15 protein-coding genes are annotated in these 26,243 nt (G+C 30.5%); 6 read left to right on the top strand and 9 right to left on the bottom strand.

Annotation, left to right across the window (positions count from 1 at the left end; genetic code table 11):
• The coding region (locus tag CX675_RS01465; protein ID WP_240723558.1) for a hydroxymethylglutaryl-CoA reductase, degradative at window positions 1-1,137 on the bottom strand (1,137 nt) is incomplete at its 3' end.
• A 34-nt stretch (window positions 1,138-1,171) separates the two neighbouring features.
• Window positions 1,172-7,141, bottom strand: a complete 5,970-nt coding sequence (locus tag CX675_RS01460) for a PAS domain S-box protein (protein WP_165395950.1) — start codon at window positions 7,139-7,141, stop codon at window positions 1,172-1,174.
• Window positions 7,142-7,272: 131 nt separating this feature from the next.
• Here CX675_RS01460 and CX675_RS01455 point away from each other — a divergent pair, with 131 nt between their 5' ends.
• From CX675_RS01455 to CX675_RS01440, 4 genes are read left to right on the top strand one after another with little or no spacing between them, the layout of a single operon-like run.
• Window positions 7,273-9,444: a S9 family peptidase gene (locus tag CX675_RS01455; RefSeq protein ID WP_130733437.1), complete on the top strand. Its 2,172-nt coding sequence runs from the start codon at window positions 7,273-7,275 to the stop codon at window positions 9,442-9,444.
• Between the two features lies 1 nt (window position 9,445).
• A complete protein-coding gene (locus CX675_RS01450) occupies window positions 9,446-10,990 on the top strand; it encodes a peptide MFS transporter (RefSeq protein ID WP_130733436.1) in 1,545 nt (514 codons plus the stop codon).
• A 31-nt stretch (window positions 10,991-11,021) separates the two neighbouring features.
• The gene (locus CX675_RS01445) at window positions 11,022-12,827 is read left to right on the top strand and encodes a peptide MFS transporter (RefSeq protein ID WP_130733435.1); all 1,806 of its coding nucleotides are present in this window, start codon (window positions 11,022-11,024) and stop codon (window positions 12,825-12,827) included.
• Between the two features lie 51 nt (window positions 12,828-12,878).
• The gene (locus CX675_RS01440) at window positions 12,879-13,343 is read left to right on the top strand and encodes a thioredoxin family protein (RefSeq protein ID WP_130733434.1); all 465 of its coding nucleotides are present in this window, start codon (window positions 12,879-12,881) and stop codon (window positions 13,341-13,343) included.
• Between the two features lie 5 nt (window positions 13,344-13,348).
• Here CX675_RS01440 and CX675_RS01435 read toward each other — a convergent pair whose 3' ends face one another.
• Genes CX675_RS01435 through surE form a run of 6 tightly spaced genes read right to left on the bottom strand, consistent with a single transcriptional unit; the run spans window position 13,349 to window position 18,734 of the window.
• On the bottom strand, window positions 13,349-15,361 hold the full coding sequence (locus CX675_RS01435) for a ComEC/Rec2 family competence protein (RefSeq protein ID WP_130733433.1): 2,013 nt from the start codon (window positions 15,359-15,361) through the stop codon (window positions 13,349-13,351).
• A 16-nt stretch (window positions 15,362-15,377) separates the two neighbouring features.
• Window positions 15,378-15,986, bottom strand: a complete 609-nt coding sequence (locus CX675_RS01430) for a C40 family peptidase (protein WP_165395949.1) — start codon at window positions 15,984-15,986, stop codon at window positions 15,378-15,380.
• A gap of 25 nt (window positions 15,987-16,011) precedes the next feature.
• Window positions 16,012-17,127 carry a lipid-A-disaccharide synthase gene (lpxB, locus tag CX675_RS01425; protein WP_130733432.1) on the bottom strand — a complete coding sequence of 372 codons (1,116 nt, stop codon included), beginning with the start codon at window positions 17,125-17,127 and terminating at the stop codon, window positions 16,012-16,014.
• Between the two features lie 56 nt (window positions 17,128-17,183).
• Window positions 17,184-17,693, bottom strand: coding sequence for a histidine phosphatase family protein (locus tag CX675_RS01420; protein ID WP_130733431.1), 510 nt, complete (start codon window positions 17,691-17,693; stop codon window positions 17,184-17,186).
• A gap of 1 nt (window position 17,694) precedes the next feature.
• Window positions 17,695-17,970: a hypothetical protein gene (locus CX675_RS01415; RefSeq protein ID WP_240723557.1), complete on the bottom strand. Its 276-nt coding sequence runs from the start codon at window positions 17,968-17,970 to the stop codon at window positions 17,695-17,697.
• Window positions 17,967-18,734: a 5'/3'-nucleotidase SurE gene (gene surE, locus CX675_RS01410; protein ID WP_130733430.1), complete on the bottom strand. Its 768-nt coding sequence runs from the start codon at window positions 18,732-18,734 to the stop codon at window positions 17,967-17,969. The genes CX675_RS01415 and surE overlap by 4 nt, the downstream gene beginning before the upstream one ends.
• A 145-nt stretch (window positions 18,735-18,879) precedes the next feature.
• On the opposite strand from surE, the gene CX675_RS01405 reads away from it, so the two are divergent.
• Window positions 18,880-21,045, top strand: coding sequence for a carboxy terminal-processing peptidase (locus tag CX675_RS01405; RefSeq protein ID WP_130733429.1), 2,166 nt, complete (start codon window positions 18,880-18,882; stop codon window positions 21,043-21,045).
• 97 nt (window positions 21,046-21,142) lie between these two features.
• Here the strand turns inward: CX675_RS01405 and CX675_RS01400 are convergent, their stop codons facing one another.
• On the bottom strand, window positions 21,143-24,202 hold the full coding sequence (locus tag CX675_RS01400; RefSeq protein WP_130733428.1) for a DUF2723 domain-containing protein: 3,060 nt from the start codon (window positions 24,200-24,202) through the stop codon (window positions 21,143-21,145).
• A 133-nt stretch (window positions 24,203-24,335) separates the two neighbouring features.
• On the opposite strand from CX675_RS01400, the gene CX675_RS01395 reads away from it, so the two are divergent.
• Window positions 24,336-26,243 (top strand): hypothetical protein (locus tag CX675_RS01395; RefSeq protein WP_165395947.1); only part of this gene is annotated, 1,908 nt, incomplete at its 3' end.

The following is a 26,243-nucleotide window of genomic DNA, read 5'->3' as shown; positions in this document are numbered from 1 at the left end:
AGCAAAATTTTGCGCCAAACCGGTTACCGCTACAATTTGCATGAGTTCTTCTGCGCTTGGATTGCCTAACATTTCCAATGAAAATTTTACCAAAGGATGCAAACTCGTAAGTCCGCCAATAGTTCCTAACGCCAAAGGTATTTCAATCCAGAACGTAAAAATATCGTTTTCAATTTTGGCATGAGACAAACTGCGATATTGACCAGACTGACTTGCGTAAGCGTGCACGCCTGCTTCCACCGCTCTAAAATCGTTTCCAGTAGCTAATACCACCGCATCGATTCCGTTCATGATGCCTTTGTTGTGCGTTACTGCTCGGTAAGGTTCGATTTCCGCAATATTGACTGCTGTAACAAACTTTTCAGCAAATTCACGAGGGTTGATGTTGGCATCTTCACTCATTTGGTCTACCGGACAAGAAACCTCAGCTCGCACCATACAATTGGGCACATAATTACTTAAAATACTCATGATTACTTGAATGTTTTTTTCAGTATCGGTAAACGCTTCGTAATCGTGGGCTTCGTTTTCGAGTGTTTTAGCAAATTGTTCTAAGCAAGTATTAATAAAATTGGCTCCCATACTATCTTTGGTATTAAAAGTAGCATGTAATTGATAGTAATTTGGCAGCTCGTGTGTTTTATTTTTTAATTGGATATCCAAAATACCACCACCGCGCTTTTGCATATTTTTGGTAGCATTTTCGGTATCTGCAAAGAATTGAGGTTTAATCGTATTGAAAAAAGTTTCTAATTTTTCAAATGTTCCTTGGAACAAGAAATGCACTTGCCCTATTTTTTCAGTATTGATTACCGTTGCTTTAAAACCTCCTCTTTCACCCCAAAATTTGGCGGCTTTAGAAGCGGCTGCCACAACCGAACTTTCTTCAATAGCCATTGGAACGGTGTAGCTTTTTCCATTGATACTAAAATTAGGTGCTACTCCATAAGGCAAATAGAAATTGGTAATGGTGTTTTCAATAAATTCGTCGTGTAGCTTTTGTAAGGCTTCGTTAGAATTCCAATATTGAGTAACAATTTGCTTGGCTTCATTAGGATTTACAAAATAAGTGCTTGCAATCCAATCTATTTTTTCTTCTTTGGATAGTTTAGAAAAACCTTTTATATGTTGTATCATAAATGATCGCTTCTTTTAAGTAACTGCAAAGATACTAAACGGAAATATTATGCACCGTTTTTATCCATTTTATTACGGTTTTTTCAAAATATTCTTTATCAATTGGTTTTAGAATAAAGTCGTTCATTCCTATATCTAGACATTTCTCTTTTTCGCCTGTTATTACTCCAGCTGTTAATGCAATGATAATGACATCTTTATTTATTTTACGAATTAATTCTGTGGCTTCATAACCGTTCATGACTGGCATTTGAATGTCCATTAGAATAATTTCGGGTTTTACATTTTTAAAGACTTCAACTGCTTGAAAACCATTTGATGCTTCTGAGACTATGGCATTCGGAAACGCTTTTGCAAGTAATGTTTTGGTTAACAGCATATTCACTTTATTGTCTTCAACCACTAAAATATTTATTTTATTTTTATGGCTATCGGCTAGACTTAATTCGTTGATTTGCTGATCAGAATATGGGTTATTTATTTTATTTAAATAGTTTTGAAGTACGCCTATTTTTAATGGTTTTATGATATTATGAATGCTTTTTAAATTCTTATCTGAAATAAAATCTGAGGTAGAATTTTGCATGATGATTAAATGCTTTTCTTCATTTTGACTAATCGTTTGAATGATTTCATTAGTTATTTTTTTATGTAAAAATTCATAGTCGATTAGTACTAAATCATATTTATTTTCTTTTATTATAGCGATACAATTTTCTTTAGAAGAAATAGTCGTACAAGGTAAGTTTAAGGAACTGAACATTCTTTGGATTACCTCACATACTAAAGGGTTATCTTCAATTATAAGCGCTCTTTTAAATTTATTATTTAATAATCTATTTTTATTTTCACAGGGTTCTGTTTTTAGCTCTATTTCAAAACTAAAACTACTGCCTTTTTTTACTTCGCTATTAATTTCTAACTGACTATCCATTAATTTTAATAGACTGTTTGTAATAGATAAACCTAAACCTGTTCCTCCAAAATTTCTGGTTGTAGAACTATCTTCTTGTGAGAAAGCTTCTAGAATTTTCCCTCTGTTTTCAGGTTTGATACCAATTCCTGTATCTTTTACTTCAAAACGAATTTTAGACTTCCCTTTAGTAACACTCTGAGTGGTTACATTGAGTTCTATTTGTCCTTTCAGAGTAAACTTCACCGCATTACTTAGTAAGTTTTGTAAAATTTGTTTCAATCGAACCTCATCTGTCCAAATAGTGCTTTCTATGTGTTCATCGACATTGATAATTAACTCAATATTCTTTTGATGTGCCGTAAACTTAACCATATCTACTGATTGATTGATAATGGTGTGCAAATTTGTTTTACTGTTTTCTAATGACAACTTACCTGCTTCAATTTTTGACAAATCAAGAATATCGTTTACTACATCTAATAATGATTCGGCAGACTGATTTACTGTCTGTAAATATTGTTTTTGAACTTCTGTTATACTCGTGTTTAACAATAATTTGCTAAAACCGATAATTCCGTTTAATGGTGTTCTGATTTCGTGACTCATGTTAGCCAAAAATTCAGATTTTGCTTTGTTTGAGGTTTCTGCTAATTCTCTTGCTAAGATTGCTTCTTCCGCTTTTTTTCTTTCGGTAACATCAATTAAAACACCTTCTAGATATTCAATATTTCCGTTTACCGTTACTGCTTCTCCATGTTCTTCAATCCATATTACGGTTCCATCCTTTTTAACCAATCTACTCGTTACTAAGAACGATTTTCTGTCTCTAATGGCATTTCCTATTTCTAGAATAGCTCTTTCTCTATCCTCAACATGATATAATTCATGGAGTTTGACTCTTTCCATAAAGAAGTCTTCTTTTGAATATCCTGTTAGTTTCTCAAATTCGTCGTTAAGGAATACTTTAGTTCGGTTTTCATCATATTTAACTAAATAAACGCCTCCTGGAATATTATTAGCTAATAGTTTGAATTTTTCTTCACTTTCTTGTAGTCCTTTTTTATTTTTTATTCGAATAATTGAAGTAGCAATATTGTTTGCTAGTGTTTCCAGAATAATAATCTCTTCTTTATCCCAAACTCTTACCTCATGGAAATTATCGAACCCGAGGTAACCAATAAGCTTATCGATATGAAAAACTGGAACTAATAAAGCGGACAGTATACCTCTTTCTTGCAATCTTTTTTTATGGAATTCATCTACTACTTTCTCTGTAATAATTTGATAGGATTTATTTTTAAATAATGTTTCAAAAAGTAGCGGATAATTTTCCACTTTTAAACCTTGAAAATCGATATTATTTACTTGTAATCTTTCCTCTTTAACAAACCATTCAAATTTTTGATTCACAGCACTTTTTTCAGCATCAAATTCATAAAAACAAACTCGATCAGACTGTATCGATTTGGTGAAATCACCTAATGTTTTGTCGAAAATATTATCTAAGTCATCTTTTTGAAGTAGCTTATTTGTATATTTAGACAAATGAGTTAAAACGTTGTTTTTGTAAAAAATTTGTTCTTCTAGTTTTTTTGTACTAGTAATATCTCTCATTACACAAGAAAAACCAATCAGTTTATTGTCTAAATCTCGTTTAATTCTTACTTTTTGAGAAAACCAAACTACTTTTCCAGATTTTGCAATAACAGGTAAAACATAGGCCTCAAAATCATTTTGCTCATCATTTTCTGGAATATAATATTTCAAGGATTTTTCTTTTTCCTCGGCAGACAAGAAATTAGTAAAATGAGTACCTACTATTTCTTCTTTTCTATATCCTAAAATTCGTAAAGTAGCATCATTAATCAATGTAATTACTCCATTTTTATTGATGTCATAAATAATATCAGGTGCATTTTGAATTAGTGCTTGGTATTCATGTTCAGCAATTATTTTTTGAGTAATATCGTGTCCTGTAGCAATAAATAAATCGTCTGAATATTTAAAATCACTCCATTGAATATACTTATAATCTCCTGTGTGGGTTCTTAATTTCCTAACGTGAATGGTATTTGGTTTATATTTTAAATTATAGTCAATTTTTTCAAATTCTTTATCCTCTGTTAAATACCAAAAGTTATATCCTAAAACTTCTTCGGTAGCATATCCTAAAATATCTACTATAGAATCACTACAAAACACTACATTTCCATATTTATTACATGCAATGGTAAGTGAATTAGATTGATTAATAATATTATTAGTAAATACTAATTTGTCATGTGTATTTAAAAAATTTATTCTTCTGTAAAAATTAATCACTGTGATAATAAAGGACGCGCTCAACAATTGAATATAAATACCTTTATTTTCCTCTTCTAAAATTAAAAAACAAAGTACTAAAGAAACAATAATAATAGTATAAATGATGTAGTTCCTGAATTTTTTAAAAACATTATATGAGAAAAACAACAATAACAAAAACTCAGAAAAGCTAACGAAATTTATCTCTGAATAGCTTAAATTATTGAGTACCACTAGTGTAATAAGAATAAAGAAAAATCTAAAAATCCATTCCAAGTTTTTCTTTATCCTTTGAATATAGGAAAAAAGATATAAGAAAATGGCGCAAAAGCCTAAAATGATTTTAGTTTTAACTTCATTTTCATTATAAATTTCAAAAACAAAGTAGGCAATTTGAGTGGTTATAATTATTATTCCAAAATATAAAAAGTAATTTTTTAAATCGTATTGCAATTCTGTTTCTGAAATATTTTTTACAAAATCTTTATTGTATTTAGAAGAATCTCTGACTAAATAATTAAAGGCAAAAATGGTTAAAGTACAAATAAGTAAAATAAACCACCAAGTAGTATAGAAAGGAGCCTTTATTACAAATGAGTAATAGGTTATATTGCCTAAATCGTTTCCTAAAGAATCTACTTCTTTAACATAAAATCTATAATTCCCTGGCGATAAATTATAGTAGTTAATATCTTTGCTTTTAGTAGGTTTTGTCCAAAAATCATTTAATCCTTTCAGCTTGAATGAATAGTAATTATTTTGAGCTAAAGAATTATTTATTTGTCCTATTTGAAAAGTTAAAGAATTTTCTGAGTGACTGAAATTATGATTTTCATTAGGAACATTGAAGTATTTATTTTTAGTTTCTTCAGTAGAGTAATCCTTATTATTTACTAACAGCTTAGTAATAAAAATAGGAGCCGCTTTTTCAAGAGTTTGCGGTTTTTGATCTTTATATAAGTATTTGTAAAGTCCTTTTACCGTACCAAAATAAATATTGCCTTCACTATCAACAAAATCTGATTCCATGTTGGTTTCAATTCCATCAAACATATTGCTTGAGTTGAGGCTTTCAACATTTACAATATTCCCTTTCTTATCTGTGGTAATCCGTTCTAATCCTAAATTTGATCCTACTAAAATATTGTCATTTATACCCGTTAATGTGTAGATTAGAGTTGAAGAAAGTCCATCATTAGTACCAAAAGATTTAATTTCATCATTTCTATTTACCGAATAAATTTTACTTTCTCCAGCATACCATACTGTATTGTATTTGTCTTTAGCGCTAAGAAATAATAGTTTGTTTAATAGTTTTTTGGTAACTACAAAGTTGTTGTTTTGCAGTTCAACAACATACAAACCCATCCCAGTAGAAACCAACCATTTATCTACTTTAATTTGTTCAACATTATAAACATTCTGAACGTTAACATTTTTAAAAAAATGAGCTATTTTTTTGTAATTAGTATCCAAAACCAGAAGTCCGTTCCCTAAAGTTCCTAGCCAAATTCGATTATTGTAATCTTTTTTAATTTCAATAACATTACAATCGGGCAATAGTGTTGTTAAAGAATCATCTTTATAGGAATACAATCCTTTAGCAGTTCCTACGAGTAAATTCTCTCTATGTGCTAATAAACAGGAAACATTGTCGTTGAAATTGATTCTTTTTTTAAACTCTAAATCAAAAAAATCTTTTTTCTTAAAAACGTTTAAACCGTAATCTCTACTAAAAACAAATAAGTCATTGTCTAATTCGTCTACAGAAAAAATAGATTTTGTTCTTAATTCGGGAAAACTATTATATTTTACAAATGTTTGATTACTAAATTGTATAACGCCTAAACTAATAGAACCTAGGTATAAACTATTATTTTCAACAAAAATATTATTGATTTCAGTATTTGGAAATCCATTTTTTGAATCTATTACAACATAATTTCCTGATTTATAAACAACTCCTATTCCTTCAAATTTTTTTCCAGAAATCCAGATATTTCCGGAATCGGTCTTATAAATAGTATTAATTGCAATTGGATTTCCATTATTATCTTTAACATTGGTAATAAGCCTGTTATACACATACTTATCTTTATTAAAATGTAAGATATAAACATTCCCTTGATCATCACCTACATAATTAAACGTCTTTTTATTTTCAGTAATGCAAATGTTTTTGTCTTCAAAATCGACTAATAAAAAAGTATTATCCTTATATTGAAACAATCCTTTATCTGTCGCTATTAATAAACTTTCATTTTCTAAATTACTGACCGCATTAATGGCATTGATTTTTTTCCCTTCAATACTTAAAAGAGGATTAATTTTTCTGTCTTTATCAATAGCATAAACTCTCTTAGAACTCACACCATAAACTTGAGAACCAATTTTTATAATTTTTTCAATAACATCAATCTTACCATTAATTACAGGGTAATCCACTTTCTTAGTAAATTCTTTGCCATTAAAAATTAATAGTCCTCTATATCTAGTTAACAAAAGAAGTTCGTTGTTGCTTTCTAAAATATCAGTTATGAAAAAATTTTCAATTTCATTGAATTTATTATAATTAATAAAACTGTTTCCGTCATAACGAATCAATCCCGTTCCATTGGAACCATACCAAAGTAAACCATTACTACTTTTGAAAATTTTATTTACTGATGATGAAGGAAATCCTTTCTCTTGGTTGATTATTTCAAAGTTGTACTGCTGACCATAATTTGGTGAAGAAATTAGGTATAGAGAAAGAATTAGAATTAAATGGTAAAGTTTAATCATATTCAGTAAATAGCAGGTAGTTAAGCTTGTAAAATTATAAAAAAAAAACATCTTTACCAAAATAAGTTAAATTTGATGGATATTTGATAAAAAATCCCTATTATTGGGGGTTTTTTATTAAATAAAACAATATGACACTCAAAAAAATTACACTCTTTCTTTTCTTAGTTAGCTGTTCTTCAATAGTAGCTCAACAGAAAATAACTTTAGAAGAAATATGGTCTGGAGCTTTCAGAACTAAAGGTATGGACGAGCTTAATGCTATGAAAAACACCAACCAATACACCGTTTTAAACTTTGACAGAGCTACCCGAAGCATGCAAATTGATTTATATGATTTTGCAACTTTAGAAAAGGTAAAAACGTTAATAAACACTAAAGATTTTAAAGAATTGTCGATGATTGATAATTATACTTTTGACAAATCAGAATCTAAAATTTTACTAGCAACTAATTCCTCTCCTATTTTTAGGCACTCTTTTACTGCTGATTATTATATTTACGACATTACTACAAAATCGCTAAGTAAATTTACAAATAATTCTATTCAAGAGCCAACTTTTTCATCAGATGGTTCTAAAATAGCTTATGCATTTGAAAATAATTTATATGTTTATGATATTGCTTCTAAAACTAATCTACAAATCACGCAAGACGGCAAGAAAAATAGCATTATAAATGGTATTACTGATTGGGTGTATGAAGAAGAATTTGCTTTTGTAAAAGCTTTTGATTGGAATAAAACAGGAGATAAAATTGCTTTTATTCGCTTTGATGAAACAGAAGTACCTGAATTTTCAATGGATTTATATAACGAGGGTCTTTATCCTTCACAATATGTTTTTAAATATCCAAAAGCTGGAGAAAAAAATGCGATTGTTTCACTTCATATTTATGATTTAAAAACAAATGCTAGTACTACTATTAATTTAGGAAACTATGCCAACTTTTATATTCCAAGAATAAAATGGACTAATGAAGCAAATGTGTTAAGTGCCCAAGTGATGAATCGTCATCAAAACAATTTAGATTTACACTTTATAGATGCAACTTCTGGAAAAACGACAGTAGTATTAAATGAAAAAGATAAGGCATATATTGATATTACAGACAACTTAACTTTTTTAAGCGATAATAGTTTTATTTGGACTTCTGAGAAAGACGGTTACAATCACATATATCATTATGATAAAAACGGAAAATTATTAAGCCAAGTAACGGAAGGAAATTGGGAAGTAACGGCATATTATGGTTTTGATGAGAAAAATAAAACCGTGTACTATCAATCTGTAGAAAATGGTTCTATTAACAGAGATATTTATGCCATTAACATTTCTGGAAAAAAGAAAAATAGATTAACCTCTAAAACAGGCACAAACGAGGCTACTTTTAGTCCAAATTTTCAGTATTTTATCAACACCTATTCTAGTGCTACAAATGCCCCTTTATATACTTTAAATGATTCCAAAACAGGTAAAGAATTAAAGAAAATCGAATCAAATGAAGCCCTAGAGTCAAAACTAGCGCAATACAACATTGCTCCTAAAGAATTTTTCACTTTAACTACAGATAAAGGACATACTTTAAATGCATGGTCTATTAAACCTAAAGATTTTGATGCTTCTAAAAAATATCCTGTTTTAATGTATCAATATTCAGGACCTGGTTCACAACAAGTCGCTAACCAATGGAATTCAACTAATGATTACTGGTATTATATGTTGGCTCAAAAAGGATATATTGTTATTTGTGTAGACGGAAGAGGAACAGGTTTTAAAGGAGCTACATTTAAAAAATGCACCTATAAAGAATTAGGAAAATATGAAGTAGAAGATCAAATTGATGCGGCAAAAGTAATCGCTAAATACAATTATGTAGATGCTTCAAGAATTGGAATTTGGGGATGGAGTTTTGGCGGATTTATGAGTAGCAATTGTATTTTAAAAGGGAATGATGTTTTTAAAACAGCCATCGCTGTTGCTCCTGTAACCAGCTGGAGATATTATGATTCTATTTATACTGAAAGATACATGCAAACACCACAAGAAAACGCAAGTGGTTATGATAATAACTCTCCTATTAATCATGTTGAAAAATTAAAAGGAAACTTTTTATTAGTTCATGGTACAGCAGATGACAATGTGCATGTTCAAAACACAATGAAAATGATTGAAGCTTTAGTACAAGCTAACAAACAATTTGATTGGGCTATTTATCCAGATAAAAATCATGGTATTTATGGCGGTAAAACCCGACTTCAATTGTATACAAAAATGACTAACTTTTTATTAGAAAAACTATAATATGAGTAATTCTATCAGCCAAGAAAGAACTTTTCTAGGTCACCCTAGAGGTTTATTTATTTTATTTTTTACCGAAATGTGGGAACGCTTTTCCTTTTATGGAATGAAAGCCTTACTCATTTTTTACCTAACAAAATATCATCTTTTTACTGACGATTCTGGAAATCTTTTAGTGGGTAGTTATGCCGCTTTAGTATATGCGGTTCCTGTTATTGGAGGTTTTATTGCAGATAAATATTTAGGTTTTAGAAAAGCGATTATCTTTGGAGGAATCATGCTCGTTTTAGGACATTTAGGAATGGCATATGAAGGAAATGCAGCAACACAATCTATAACGGGTGAAATAACTAGAGATAATACCGCACTTCAAGTATTTTATTTTTCATTAGCCTTGATCATTTTAGGAGTAGGTTTTCTAAAAGCTAATATTTCTTCTTTAGTAGGAGAATTATATAAAGAAGGAGATAAAAGAAGAGATTCTGGATTTACCATTTTTTATATGGGAATCAATTTAGGTTCCGTTTTAGCAACAATTATTTGTGTTTGGCTGGGCGAATCATATGGTTGGAGTTATGGTTTTGGAGCAGCTGGAGTAGGAATGTTTTTTGGTTTAGTAACTTTTATCTCAGGGAAAAAATTACTTATGGGTAAAGGTGAACCTACCGATCCGTCATTCTTAAACAAGACCACATTAGGATTAAAAAATGAATGGTTAATTTATATCGTAAGTATTATTTCAACCCTTATTTTTTGGCAAATGGTACAACACCATGAAGCGGTTTCTTGGGGATTAAAAATAGCGGGTGGTGCCTCTTTTATCTATATCATTTATTACGCAATAACACAATTAGATGGTAAAGCAAGGCATCAATTAATTGCCTTAACCATATTAATTATTTTCACTATTGTTTTTTGGGCCTTATTTGAGCAAGCCTATACTTCTATGAACTTATTTGCTGATAGAATATTAGATAGACACATTTTTGGAATTGAACTTTCCGCAGGACAATTTCTAACCTTCAATGGATTATTCATTGTTTTGTTAGCTCCAGTTTTTGCATGGTTATGGGTTAAATTAGGAAGATACAATCCAAATACAGCTGTAAAATTCTCTTTAGCACTTATTTTAGTAGGATTAGGTTTTGGAGCTTTAGTATTAGGAATTAATATTTCTGGTACCGCAAAAGTAGCTGCAATATGGTTAATATTAGCCTACTTATTACATACCTGTGGAGAATTAAGTTTATCTCCAGTAGGTCTTTCTGCAGTTACTAAACTTTCACCAGCAAAAATTGTTGGTTTTATGATGGGGGTTTGGTTTTTAGCAACAGCTAGCTCAGAATTCATTGCTTCTGTTTTAGCAAATATTGCTTCTGTTGACACATCAAATGGTTTGGCACCAGATTTGAATATAGCTAAACAAAGCTATCTAAAATTATTTGAATATTTATTCTATACTGGTATTGCTTTTGGAGCAATCTTATTAGTTATTTCACCAATTATTAAAAAATTAATGCATGGTGTTGATAAAGAGTTAAATAATTAAAAAGTAACTAACAACTAACAAAAATAAACTTATGAGTCAAAATTCAACCGATCAATTTTTTAAAAGTACTGTGCTAGGACATCCGGCAGGACTGTTTGTTTTATTCTTTACAGAAATGTGGGAACGTTTTTCCTTCTATGGTATGCGTTCATTATTAGTATTATTCTTTATGGCCTCTTTCAGCGATGGTGGTTGGGGCTGGGATCAAGCAACAGCTTCTTCGCTATTTGGCTCCTATGTAGGACTTGTATATCTTTCTACCATGTTAGGTGGTTATTTTGCAGATAAAATTATCGGTTATAGATGGGCTGTTGTAGTAGGTGCTTTATTAATGACTTTAGGTCATTTTTCTATGGCTTTTGAAACTCAGTTTACGATCTATCTTGGTCTTGTTTTATTAGTTTTTGGTAATGGTTTTTTCAAGCCAAACATGACCTCTATTGTTTCGGAAATGTATAAAGATCGTCCTGAGAAAAAAGACGGTGCATATACCATTTTCTACATGGGTGTAAATGCAGGTGCTTTCTTTGGAATTCTTTTATGTGGTTATCTTGGTGAAAAAGTAGGATGGGGATATGGTTTTGGACTAGCTGGGATTTTTATGTTTTTAGGTTTGGTTCAATTCTGGTTGTCTCAAAATATCTTCGGACATATTGGATTAAAACCTGTAAAGAAAGATACCGTTGAAGAACAAAAAGAAGACAATGACAAACGTGTTCCTTTTACAACATGGCAATTAGGAATAATTGCGGTTTCAACACTTCTTGGTTTATTATGGATTATTAATGCTCCTGCAACAAAAATATCTAAAGGGAATTTTAATGTTTTTGGATTTTTAGGTGAAAACGGAAACGGAATAGCAATAGTAACTGCACTAATTCTTTTTATCATCTTATTAGTATATAGACTAATTCAATATTCTAAAACAACTAGAGAGAAATTAATCGCAGTAACTTTCTTTGCATTTATTACCATTTTCTTTTGGGCAATTTTTGAGCAATCTCCTAACAGTTTAACTGTATTTGCTGAAAAATATACCAATCGTATTTTAACTGGAAATTCTAGTGTTATCTTTTTAGTTGTAAATTCATTAATGACTATTGTACCTTTATTGATTATCAACTGGGTTATGTATTTATTATTCAGAAAAACATTTGCCAAATATGCTATAGCAAACATCACTTTAAGTTTCAGTTTTGTTATTATTTGGATTATTGCTTTATGGATGCTTGCCAAAGATTATTATACCGCAGGATATTTACATTTATCAGATAGTACGCTAGAGTTCTTACGAATTGCAAAAACAAACGAACCTCTAACAGAAGTTCCTGCTACATGGTTCTCTACTTTAAACTCTTTATTTATTATCACTTTAGCACCTTTATTTTCAAAAGTATGGGAAAGTAAATACAATCCTAATGCCAATGTAAAATATGGTATTGGTATGTTCTTATTAGGACTAGGAATGGTTGCTGTGGCTTTTGGTGCCAATGGAATTGCTCCTGGAGCAGAGTCTGCTAGCGTAAGTATGATTTGGTTAATTTTAGTGTTCTTATTTCATACTATGGGAGAATTATGCATTTCACCAGTAGGTTTATCTTATGTAAGTAAATTAGTTCCAGCTAGAATGATTGCTTTTATGTTTGGAGTTTGGTATTTAGCTGTTGCTATTGGAATGAAAGGTGCTGGTATGTTTGGAGAATCTGTAGAAGCAATTGCTGATGAAAAAGGAATTAGCTATTTCTTCTGGATGCTAGCAATCGTTTCGTTTATCTTAGCTGCTTTCTCTATTTTAATGGCTCCATTTATTAAAAAATTAATGCATGGTGTAAGATAACCAACAAATTTTGGCATTTTTTTTGTCTAAATTTGTATAAAAATTATCAATATGAAAAAAACTGTTTTACTTTTAATAATTACTTTTCTAAGTTTTACTAGTTATAGTCAAGACTTAACTTGGCATACCGATATGGCTAAAGCTTCTGAATTATCTATAAAAGAGAAGAAACCAATGTTATTGTTTTTCACTGGCTCTGATTGGTGTGGCTGGTGCATTCGTTTACAAAAAGAAGTATTAAAAACACCCGAATTTGAAAAGTGGGCTAAAAACAACGTTATTCTTGTTGAACTTGATTTCCCAAGAAGAACTCCTCAAGATGAAACTATTAAAGCACAGAATTATCAAATGCAAAATATGTTTCAAGTAAGAGGTTATCCAACTATATGGTTTGTGTCTCCTGAAAAAACAGAAGAAGGCAAAATGAACTTAAAAGGTTTAGGAAGCACAGGTTATGTAGCTGGTGGTCCAACAAAATGGTTAGATGGCGCTTCAAAAATTGTAGCTAATAAATAAAAAAATTATTTAAATGTAAAATATCCCTTTTCGGCAGTAGCATGAAAAGGGATATTCTCTTTTCTACAGGTTGCTTTCCATTGGTTTACCAAATAAAAAGCATTAGTATTATCGGCAATAATTTGCTTAGGATGCCATTTTTGAATTAATCGTGATAAATTTAACTTTGGGCTTTGAATTAGTATAACATAATCAATATGCGCATTTGGAACATCATAAATTACCATTGAATCAACAAGTAAGATTTTGCATTTATTATATGAAAGTACATTTTTCAAACTGTCCTTTTTTTGAAGATGACATTTAGAACCACACATATAATCTGTAATAAATCTTTCGTTTTTTGTAGTTTCATTGGTATAAAAACACACCTCATTACCCATTTTTTTACTAATCAAGGTTTCTTTGCTATTATAAACAATACATTCTTCCGTTTGATTCGAATTCCATTGACTAAAAACTAATGTCATCTGAAATAGTAAAACTGCAAACATCGCGATTCTAAAAGCATGCCATTTTAATTGGTATAACCAATAAATAAAAGCAATTATAACGAGATATAACAAAATAGTTGTTACATTACTAAATGAAATATTTTTCACAACAGTTTTTTCAAAATGAGCTATAAAAGCAATGTAGTTATTCATCATTTCAACACAAAAGGACACTAGTTTGCCTAAAAACAAACCCAAAGGTTTAAATATAAGATTTACAACTAATAAGATACTTCCTAATATCATAACCAGACTTGCCATTGGTATGACCACCACATTAGCTAACAAAAAAAGCAATGGGAATTGATGAAAATAATACAAACTTAATGGTAAAACGCCCACCTGTGCTGCTAAAGAAACCAAAATTATATCGGTGAAGTAAATACCAATTTTATTTTTAGTAAAATAAAATTTTTCATAAAAAGGTTGCAACAACAAAATTGAAATAACCGCAGCGTAACTCAATTGAAATCCAATATCAAAAATATAATTTGGATTAAAAAGCAATAAAAACAAAGCCGAAACAGCTACCGCGTTAAAAACATTATTTTGTTTATTAAAATGATTTCCTAAACTGACAAAACTAAACAAAGTTACTGCTCTGGTAACTGAAGCGGGCAAACCAGTTAATAATGCAAATAGCCAAAGCAATCCTAAAACGAGTAGTAATTTAATTAATTTCCCTTTTTTTAATTTTTCTAAAGGTTTTAAAACAAAAGAAAAGAAGAAGAATAAAATACCCACATGCAAACCAGAAATTGCTAAAATATGTACTACTCCCGAATTCGAATAGTTTGTTAATATAGTTTGATCAATAGTAGTACGTTGACCAAAAAGTAAAGCATTCAGTATTGATTTTGTTTCTTTAGAAAAACCATGATAGTCAAAACTAGCTTGCCCTTTTTCTCTAATACGTTGTAAATAATAATTCCCTCCTTTATGAAAACCTAATTGCATAACATCTTTATCTTCACAAAACACTTGATGATATATGTTTTGTTTTTTAAGATACTCTCCATAGTCAAATTGATACGGATTGGTCGCTGTTAAAGTTGGCATTATTTTTTCTTCAACTTTTATTCTTTCTCCTACATGTAGCTTTAGACCATCCTTCTTAACATATAATAAAAGCTTACCAAAACTAGAAGTAGTGTTGCATTTTTCTACTTCCAAAATATATTTATCAAATGTAGCACTAGGCTTTAATTCTGAAGTAATTGCGCCTATCAGTAAATTTTTGTTTTCTTGAGAAAAATTAGAATAATGATTATTGTAATATATGTCTGTATGAAAATAATGTGAAATAGTTCCTAAAGAAAATATTAAACAATAAGAAGTTATACCAAAAAAAGTATTTTGAAACCATTGCTTTTTGGCTTCGTAAAAGGCCAAAAGAAACAAAACAAAAAAGATACTAGTTACTACACAAAGAAGAGTTAAATTAAGACTAAAATGATTCTCAAAAATTATTCCTAATGCATATGAAGCTGTTAATGTAATTATAGGGAACTTAAAAAACTTCATAGGCAATACCTTACAATCAGTAATTTAATACTCTATTAATTTGCGCAAAAGTCTTCCCATAATACGCATCAGAAGTAGAAGAAACTATAACTCCTTTTTGGGTGGAAGAATGAATAAATTTAATTTCACTGGGTAAAACTTCTACAATTATTCCTACATGATTAATTACTGATTTTCCATTCGTTTTAAAAAAAATCAAATCTCCTGGTTGTGCCTCTCTGGTACTTATCATTTCACCGTGCTTAGACATATCTATTGACGTTCGCGGTAAAACAACATCATAACTTCCAAAAGAACTAAACACTAAACCAGAACAATCCATACCAGTTTTAGTTGTGCCTCCAATTTTATATTTTACTCCCAAGTTCTCTAAAGCAACGTCAACAATTTTATTTGCAGTTGCATTGTCACTTTTCGAAACTCTAACATAAGCGTTTCTATCAAATTCATTTTCTTCTTCTTTATTAAAAGCTTCTTTACCAAGATTAGTATTGCTCCCTTTCTCTTTAGAATAAGAATACATTCCTTTAGAAATAGCTTCATCTTTCGAAGTAACAATATTCGATTGCGTTTTACAACTTACAATAGTTATAGCTAATAGAATAAAATAAGTAATTTTTTTCAAAATAATCTTTTTGCGAAATTAAATATTATTTTTTAATAGATGAAACAATTAATTGTGCTGTTTTTTCACTAGCTCCTATTCCTCCTAATTTTTGCTCTAAAACGATGTAATTCTCCATCATTTTTTCTCTTTCATTACCTTTTAAAATTTTACTTAACTCTCTTTTTATGTTTTTAGAATTAAAAGCTCCTTGAATCAATTCGGTTACTACTTCTTGATCCATAATTAAATTAACTAGAGAAATATACTTTAACGTAATGATTCTTTTTGCGATTTGATACGAAACCCAACTTCCCTTATAACAAACCACTTCAGGAACTTTAAACAAAGCCGTTTCCAAAGTAGCTGTACCAGAAGTAACCAAAGCAGCTACAGCGACACTTAATAAATCATAGGTTTTATTTGAAATAAAATGTACATTCTCTTTTTTTAAATATGGCTCATAAAATGAAAAATCCTGACTAGGTGCTCCGGCTATTACAAACTGATAATCTGGAAAATCTTTAACAATAGACAACATACCCGAAAGCATCTTTGTTATTTCTTGTTTTCTACTTCCCGGTAAAAGTGCAATAATAGGTTTCTGGCTTAATTTATGTTCAAGCTTAAAAGCCTCTTTGTCTACTTTTTCCCTGTTATGAATAGCGTCAATTAATGGATGACCAACGAAACATACTGGAAAATGATGCTTTTTTTCATAAAAGTCTTTTTCAAAAGGCAAAATCACATACATATAATCAACATCTCTTTTAATGGCATGAATTCGATTTTCTTTCCAAGCCCAAATTTGAGGTGAAATATAGTAATGTGTTGGAATTTTTTGCTGTTTTGCCCAAGTAGCAATTCGCATATTAAATCCTGGATAATCAATAAAAATGATTACATCGGGTTGAAACGCTTCTATGTCAGATTTACAAAACGAAATATTATTTAAAATAGTTTTTAAATTTAAAATAACTTCTAAAAACCCCATAAACGCTAAATCACGGTAATGTTTTACTAAAGTACCTCCGGCTTTTTGCATTAAATCACCTCCCCAAAAACGAATATCTGCCTCAGTATCTTCTATAAAGATAGACTTCATTAAATTTGAACCATGCAAATCTCCCGATGCTTCACCCGCGATAATATAATATTTCATGTTGCTTATTATTCATTTAAAAACAATCTTTTCTACAGTACTTAATCGTTACATGGTTAATAATGATAAACACTACAATCTACTAAAGTAGCATCTGAAAATGTTATTATCCAAAGTTTGTCATAAACATCCTCACTTAATGATTGATATTGCTCTTTCTTTATTAATCTGTTTACCAATGTGGGAATGCTGTTTGAATGTCCTACAACAACTGATGTTTTCCCCTTCTCATGACGTAATAAATACTCTGAAAATTGAGCATCTTTAGGATCGTATATTTTAATTTCAATATTTTTAGCCACAGCTAATTTTGATACCGTTCCTTTTGTTCTTACATAAGGAGAAGAAAAAACGTTATCAATAGCAACATCCGAAAGCAGAAAACGTAATCTCTCTGCTCGTTGTTCTCCTTCTTCTGTTAAAGCAGGATCTTTGGAACCATCTCCAACTTTTTCAGCATGACGCAATAAAATAATCTTTGTTATGACTGGTTGCTCATTATTTTTTTGAGCAGTTATTACGCCAACATATAATAGCACAAAAAAGAATAGTATACTTTTTTTCATATTAAAGTAATAAAGTTAAAATTACTAATAGAAACATCGACAAAATAACACCTCTAGCCATGAGGTCTTTATCTTTTTTAAGAAGTAGAAAAAAGATGATAAGATTAGGAATACATCCTAAAGTAATTACTTTGCCTATCATACCCGCTTTTTTCATAACATTAAAGCCTTCTACAAAGCCTTGATTAGTAAAAAAATGTAGTGAAATAAAGGTACCCACAAAAGCACCTAAAAAACCAATGAGTAATCCTATAAAAATATCTTTCTTTTGTATCATAAATTCCAGTTATTTAGTGTTGAAATAGCATGATGAGCCGTTAAATCAAATTGAACCGGAACAATCGAAACATAGTTGTTTTTCAGTGCCCATTCATCTGTATCTTCTCCTTTATCTTTGTTAACAAACTCTCCTGTCAACCAAAAATACTCTTTCCCTTGAGGATTCGTTCTTTTATCAAATTCCTCTACCCACATGGCTTTCGCTTGACGACATATCTTAACCCCTTGAATTTCTTCTGCCTCTGCTTTAGGAAAATTCACATTCAACACCACTCCTTCTGGCAATCCATTTTTTAATACGGCCAATGTAATCGACTTAACATAAGAACGTAGAGGCTCAAAATTAGTATTCCACCCATAATCCAAATGAGAAAAACCTATAGCAGGTATGCCTTCAATTCCTGCCTCAACAGCAGCACTCATAGTACCTGAATAAATCACATTTATAGAGGAATTAGAACCATGATTAACTCCTGAAACACACAAATCTGGCTTACGCTTTAAGATTTCATGTACCGCCATTTTCACACAGTCAACAGGAGTACCAGAACAGCTATATTCATGCTCAATTTCTTTATCTAAATACACTTTATCAATATGTAAGGTATTATTAATTGTAATAGCATGTCCCATAGCACTTTGAGGACTATCTGGAGCAACAACAATTACCTCACCTATTTCTTTCATAACGCTTATCAAAAAACGAATTCCTGGAGCAACAATACTATCATCATTCGTTACCAATATGAGCGGTTTTTCCATCTTTTTTTCTGCTAATTTAAATATTTTTAATGGAAAGCCGCATTTGAAAACTTAAAATAATTTTTTTTAGCTAAAGTCAAAAAAATGTGTTAAATTGCGATATAATGGCATGATTTTTTATGTACATTAGTAGAAAAATTTATTGATGACCCAAATTGTTGATTTTATGAAAAGAAATTATAAGGTTATTTTGTTGATAACTGCCTTAGCTGCAGTTTTATGGAGTTTTATACCTACTAAAAAAACAGAAGATCCTGAGAAAGACAAACTGCTCTTGGAACTATTGACCTATGTATTAGAAAAGGGACATTACAGTCCAGTTGAGATTAACGACACCTTTTCTAAAGAAGTGTATGACAAATACATTACCGGAATTGACCCTACAAAAAGATTCTTTTTAGCTTCAGACATAAAAGAATTTGATCAGTACAATCAAGTAATAGATGACATGATTAAGACAAAAGATCTTTCTTTTTTCTATTTAACCAATGCTCGTTTATTAAAAAGAATTGCAGAGTCTAAATCGATTTACAAGACTTTATTAGCCAAACCTTTTGATTTTTCAACAGAAGAATTTATTGATACAGATTACGAAAAGCAGTCGTACGCTAAAAACGATAAAGATTTAAAAGAAAGATGGCGCAAACAATTAAAACTTTCTTTGTTATCTACTATTACTGACAAACAGAAATTAGAACATAACAAAAAGGAAAAAGACCCTAATTACAAAGAAAAGAAGTTTGAAGATATTGAAAAAGAAGCTCGTGAAAGTTCTTTAAAATCTTTGAATGAATACTTTGATTTTATAGAAAATGAATTAGACAGCAATGATTGGTATTCTATTTTTATTAATTCAATTGTTGAACAATTTGATCCACATACTTTTTATTTTTCTCCAGAAGAAAAAGACAAATTTGACATTAGCATGAGTGGTAAATTTGAAGGTATTGGAGCCCGATTACAGAAGAAAGATAATGCAGTTGAAGTTTCAGAATTAATATCTGGAGGTCCAGCTTGGAGAGCAAAAGAATTAGAAGCGGGTGATGTTATCTTGAAAGTCGCTCAAGGGAATGAAGAACCTCTTGACATTGCAGGAATGCGTTTAGACGATGTTGTTAAAAAAATTAAAGGTGCTAAAGGAACCGAAGTACGATTAACTGTTAAAAAAGTAGATGGTTCAATAGCCGTAATCTCAATCATACGAGACGAAGTTGAAACAGAAGAAACGTTTGCAAAATCCTCTATAGTTGAAAAGGAAGGTACAAAATACGGTATTATTTATCTTCCTAAATTCTATATTAGTTTTGATAACAAAGACAACAGAGATGCTTTTAAAGACGTTGCTATAGAAATTGAACGTTTAAAAGAACAAAATGTGCAAGGTATTATAATGGATTTAAGAGGTAATGGTGGTGGTTCTTTAGAAACTGTGGTTAACATGACTGGTTTATTCATAGAGCAAGGTCCTGTTGTACAAGTTAAATCTTCTGACAGAAAAAAAGATATTCTATCTGACAAAGACCCTGGAGTACAATGGACAGGACCATTAGTAGTTATGGTTGATAATTTTTCCGCTTCCGCATCTGAAATTTTTGCTGCTGCTATTCAAGATTATAAAAGAGGCATTATCATTGGAAGTAAACATACTTATGGTAAAGGAACAGTTCAAAATATTATAGATTTAAATCAATTTGTGAGAAGTAATTCATTTGGTGATTTAGGCGCCTTAAAAACAACTACTCAGAAATTCTATAGAATTAATGGAGGCTCAACGCAAAGAGAAGGTGTATTGAGTGATATTGTTATGCCAGATCGTTTTGCTTATTTAGATATGGGAGAACGTGATGAAAAAAATGCATTAGCATGGGATAAAATTGACGCTGCTGATTATACTCCTATTTTTTCAGGATTTGAATCTATCATTTCCAACAGTAATAAAAGAATAGCTGAAAATGAATATTTCAAATTAATTGATGAAAATGCAAAATGGATTTTTGAAAGAAAAGACGATAACACATACGACTTAAACATCAACAAATTCAAAGAAAAAATAGAAGCAACAGACTTAAAACTTAAAAAATTCAAATTGCTATCTGAATACAAAAATAACTTAACTTTTACCTCTTTACCAAACGAAACAGAATTATTTAAAACAGATAATTTATTGAAAGAAAAAAGAACACGTTGGCATGAAGAATTAGGAAAAGACATTTATGTTGATGAAGCTTTAAATGTATTAAACGACTTAGATTTAATCGGATTACGAAGCGTTGTTTACAACAAGAATAAAAAACCTAAATATGATAATTAATAATACTTGATTGTATATAAATAAAAAAGAGGCTAGATGGCCTCTTTTTTTATATCAATTATTTTTTTAATTCCATTAATAAATGGAATTTTTAATCCTAATATGGCCAATTTTTAATTTGCCATTTATTAAATTCATTTGCAAATGCAATAGCTTCTTTTTTCTCCAATTGCGCTTGCTGAGGATTATAAACTTCAAATTGAACAATCATTTGCTCATATATCTCTTTTAATTTAGCCGCTTTTTTAACATTTAATATTGGGTTTGTTTGTGGGTTAAAAGAAGTAATCCATACTAACTCATTCTTAATATTTTGAATGCATTGCATACAAATTTCATTTCCTTTTTTCGCTTCTCCTATTTTATAATACAACTTCCCAAGAGCAAAAGCATATTGTCTAAATGCAACTGTTTTATTAGGAAACAAAACAAAGCATCTCTCTAAAACCCTCTTTGCTTCTTCCTTCTTTCCATTTTCTATAAGAGCTTGTGCTAAAAAATAATAATTCCTTCTAACTATCGTTTGAATATACTCCACATTTTCCGACCTAATAAATTCATCAGAATGGTTTAAATTATTAAACAAAGAATTATCTAAAATTATCTTTTCACTTACTTCGCTGGCTACAATTTTAGGATTTAATTGCTCGCTAACTCTTTTAACAGGTAATAATTGCTCTACAAATCCTCTATGAACCAAATGGTCTTGCAACCCTAAATAATGCTCTCTATTTCCATTAACTAAAAAACAAATAGGTTTATTATTGATGTTTTCTTGAATTAAATTCAATAAAATCAAATCATTTAATTGATAAAAATCTTTAGTGTTTTTCCATACAATTTTAGAAACAAGTTGAGATTGTATTTTATTCAAATCAATATTTGTAAAAGCAGCTTTCGTTGTATCAACACTTATAGAAAAAAGATCTCCAGGAACATAATGCTGCATTTTTCCATTCCAGTTAATCGTTGTTTTGTCGTTATTTAAAAATTCAAATAACATAAAGGCATCTAAAGGCTGTTCTGTATCCTTTTGAAGAGGAAATAATTTAGGATTCCCTTCTCTATAATATTTTTTAGCAAAAGTCATACGAAGTGGTGATGCAGAAAAAGTAGTTTGTTGCAATTTATCTATGTAAGTTGCAATATTCAATTGATCATAATTAATCACCCTTACATCATCTCTAAATTTTTCTACTTCTTGCAAATACCATAAAGGAAAGGTAAAATTATCACCATTGGTTATTAAAACTGCGTTTTTTGGACAAGAATTTAAATACATTTTAGCCAAATCATAAGCAAAAACATCACTTGTTCTTTGATGATTGTCCCAATTTTTGGCTAATAATTGCATTGGTGAAGCCAAAACAACAACAATAGTAACAACACCTATTCTAATTTTTTCAGAAGTAATTTTTTGGAACCAATCATATAATGTAACAACAGCTAGTCCAATCCAAATAGAAAAAACAATAAAAGATCCCAAAAAGATATAATCACGTTCTCTAATCAAAATACTTTCGGGAAGCGGATTAACATAAATAGTAATTCCAATACCAAAAGTTAAAAACAAAACGATAGATGTTATCAAATACGATTTGTTTTTTCTTAAAGACCATAACCCAATTATCCCTAACAAAAAAGGCAAAAAATAATATACATCGTTGCTTTTATCTTCTTGATAATTGCTTGGAAAAACACTACTATCTCCTATCCTATCTTTGTCAAAATAATTTATTCCACTTTGCCAATTTCCATTAAAAATAGCTCCCGTACCTTTAGTGTCATTTTGTTTACCAATAAAATTCCAATACAAATACCTCAAATACAACCATTTTACTTGATAATTGATAAAGAATTGTATGTTTTCAGAAAAAGTGGGTCTAATCATCTCTCTATCTTTACCCATAACAGGATACTGTATTTTTTCTCCTTTTATTGCTACCCAATTTGCATATTGTTGTGCACTACTTGGCTTCTGACTATACATTCTTGGAAAAAACATATCAAACTCATGAGCATAATTTACCTTGCTAAACTTCCCAGAATCAACTAGCTCATATTGCTTACTTTCTGAATTATAAGAATAAATTGCCTCTCCATTTAAAAAAGGAAAATCTTTATCTAATGGAGCATTAAAAACTTTTCCCTTTACTAATGGAATATTATCTACACCAAATTGTTTAGCCTGAATATATCGCAATAGATCATTTGAAGTTACGATTTGATTTGAAAAAGAAGAATTTACATTATTTCTAAAAATAGGCAACAAATAAGAACTCGAACCCAAAGCAAACAGCAAAATTCCAAGAATATAATTCGCCAACATACTTTCTCTTTTTTTTGCAATAAACATTCCCAAAAGGCTTATTCCAAAAAACAATACAATTAAAACGAATAATCCAGAATTAACAGGCCATTGAAAATTATTTACCAATGAAATATCTAAGATAAAAGCTAATTTTAGAAATCCTTGAATACCTATTATATACAAAGCTAAAAAAGAAAAGGTACCCAAAATAAGAGCCAGCAAAATCTTTTTCCAATCCAATCCTTTTTTCTTTTGCATATATAAAACAGCAAAAGGAATTATAACTGATAAATTAATCAAATGCACTCCTACAGAAATTCCTAATACTAAAGAAAATACAAGTAGCAACCTGTTAGAAGAACCGCTTTCATTCGAAGTATGCCATAACAGCATAATATAAAACAAAAGCATAAGCAAAAACATCGAAAGGGTATATACTTCTGTCTCTGTAGCTGCTGTCCAAAATGTGTTTGAAAATGCTAAAGACAAAGCTCCTACAATTGCGGAAACAAGAGCTACTTTAAGATTTCCATTAATTTTTAGAATTAAAAAATTAATGATTCTGTAAACCAAAACAATAGTTAAAGCACCAAAAAAAGCCGAAATTAAATTAGAAATTAGTGCTGCCCAGCTAGCTGGAAAAAAAAGTAATATAAAATTACATAATAAGGTATAAAATGGCGCTCCAGGAGGATGCGTACTTTGTAAGTGAAAATTAGTAGTTACAAACTCACTACTATCCCAAAAAGCAATTGTTTTTGATATTGAAAAAGCATATAGTGCAAATACAAAAACAAAGAGTAAAAAACCAACTATCTTTTCATTATTTTTCATAAATAGCTTCATTATTTTGAGTGCAAGATAACAGTTTTATCTTTAAAAAAAAGTTCCTTTTATCGATTTAAATTTCATTTAAAATAATAAAATTGAATATTATTTAAGAATTGTTTATGTTTGTTAAAAATAAAAACTAGTCAAAATGAGAAAAAAATTACTCTTATCCATTTTTGTTAGTACGCTAACTTTAATGGTTTCAAAGGCGCAAACGCTGAATGAAACATCTGGAACTGGCTCAGGAGTAAGCATTACTTCAGGAGATTACAACACCATGTATGGAGACAGTACAGGAAGCTATTTAACCAGTGGTTCTCAAAATACATTTATGGGGTATCAAGCCGGTAGAAGCAACACTACTTCAGAAAGTGTTTTTATTGGATACCAAGCTGGATATTCAAACACTACTGGTTTTGACAACACTTTTATTGGCCATCAAGCAGGTTTTTCTAACGTAAGTGCAGGTGACAATACTTTTGTGGGAACTGAATCGGGAGAAAACAACACTACTGGGTATGACAATACCTTTGTAGGTGAAGAATCAGGAACTCTTAATACTACTGGGTATGAGAATACTTTTATCGGAGAAGATGCTGGGTATAGCAACACTACTGGGTATAAAAATGTCTTTGTAGGAAATGAAGCAGGTATATCTGCTAATACTGGATATAGAAACGTAGGGGTTGGTTCAGAAACATTATCTGATGTATCAACCGGTGACCATAATACGGGTATTGGAGATTCTGCTGGTATCGATATTGGATCTGGTAGATACAATACCATGATTGGTGCAGCTGCTGGAGTAGCTACAGAATACGCCGATTACAATACTTTTATTGGTGCAATGTCAGGTTGGGATAACAACCGTACCAACAGTACTTCTAATGCCAACCATAATACTTATGTAGGATATTACTGTGGATTCTCTAATAGAGAAGGACAATATAACGTAGGTATGGGTTCTTTGGCCAACTTTGACAATACGAATCGCTCTAATGCCATGTTCTTTGGTTATGACGCAACACCTAGTAATAACAATTTAATGATGTTTGGAAATAGAGCCTTTGCGGATGGACAATATACCATTTCATTAGGTCACGATCATGATACTAGAGGAGATTATAGCATTGTTATGGGTAATGCTGCCGATGTTGAAGCTGCTGGAGATTATGTGGTTGCTATTGGTAATGCTATAGATGTAGACAATATGCAGGTAACCGCTTTAGGAAGTAATGTAGTGGCTCAAAATGATGGCGCTATCTTATTAGGTTATGGTGCTTCTTCTACAGATCCAAGTGCTTTAAACCCAACGAACAATATTGCGATTGGTTACAATGCCAATGTACAAGGTTTCAATTCCGTAGCGATAGGTAATGCCGCAACAGCAGTTAAAGATAGTACCATGGTATTAGGTGGAGTTACACACCGTTTAAGTGTGGGTATTGGTACTGACCTACCAAATTCAAATGCTTCATTAGAGTTGGCAGACACTGATAAAGGATTTAAAATAAATAGTTTAACCAACACACAACGTACCACATTAGGTAGTAGTTTAGGAACTTCTGATGAAGGAATGATGGTATATGACAATGAAGACAATAAAATTTATACATGGACAGGTTCTGCTTGGAGTAATGTAAGTGCTGGTGATAACTTAGGAAATCACACAGCTACTGCTGCTTTAAATATGAATAGTAAAAACATTAATAACGCCAATAAAGTAACAGTAGATGGATCTAATGGTGTAGTATTTGACACTAGTAGTTATGATTTTTCTATTGATATTGGTGGAGGTACAGAGTACAACTACGGACCAGTTTCTGATATTTCAATGAAATACGCAAGTGTACAAAGTTACACTGGAGACGGTTGGGTTTGGGGTGTAGATGGTGTAGCACCAATTGCCGCTTTAAATGTAGAAGGGAAATTACAAATTGCAAACAGCTTAAATATTGCTGGAGCTTATGAATTCCCTATTGTGGATGGTACAACGTCTCAAGTACTGGTTACTGATGGCTCTGGAAATCTATCATGGACTGATCAAACTGATAAC

Source organism: Flavobacterium sp. J27, from assembly GCF_004303025.1.
In the GTDB taxonomy this organism is placed as follows: Bacteria; Bacteroidota; Bacteroidia; order Flavobacteriales; family Flavobacteriaceae; genus Flavobacterium.
Note: the sequence above shows the minus strand (reverse complement) of the source record. Positions and strands in the feature narration are given on the sequence as shown.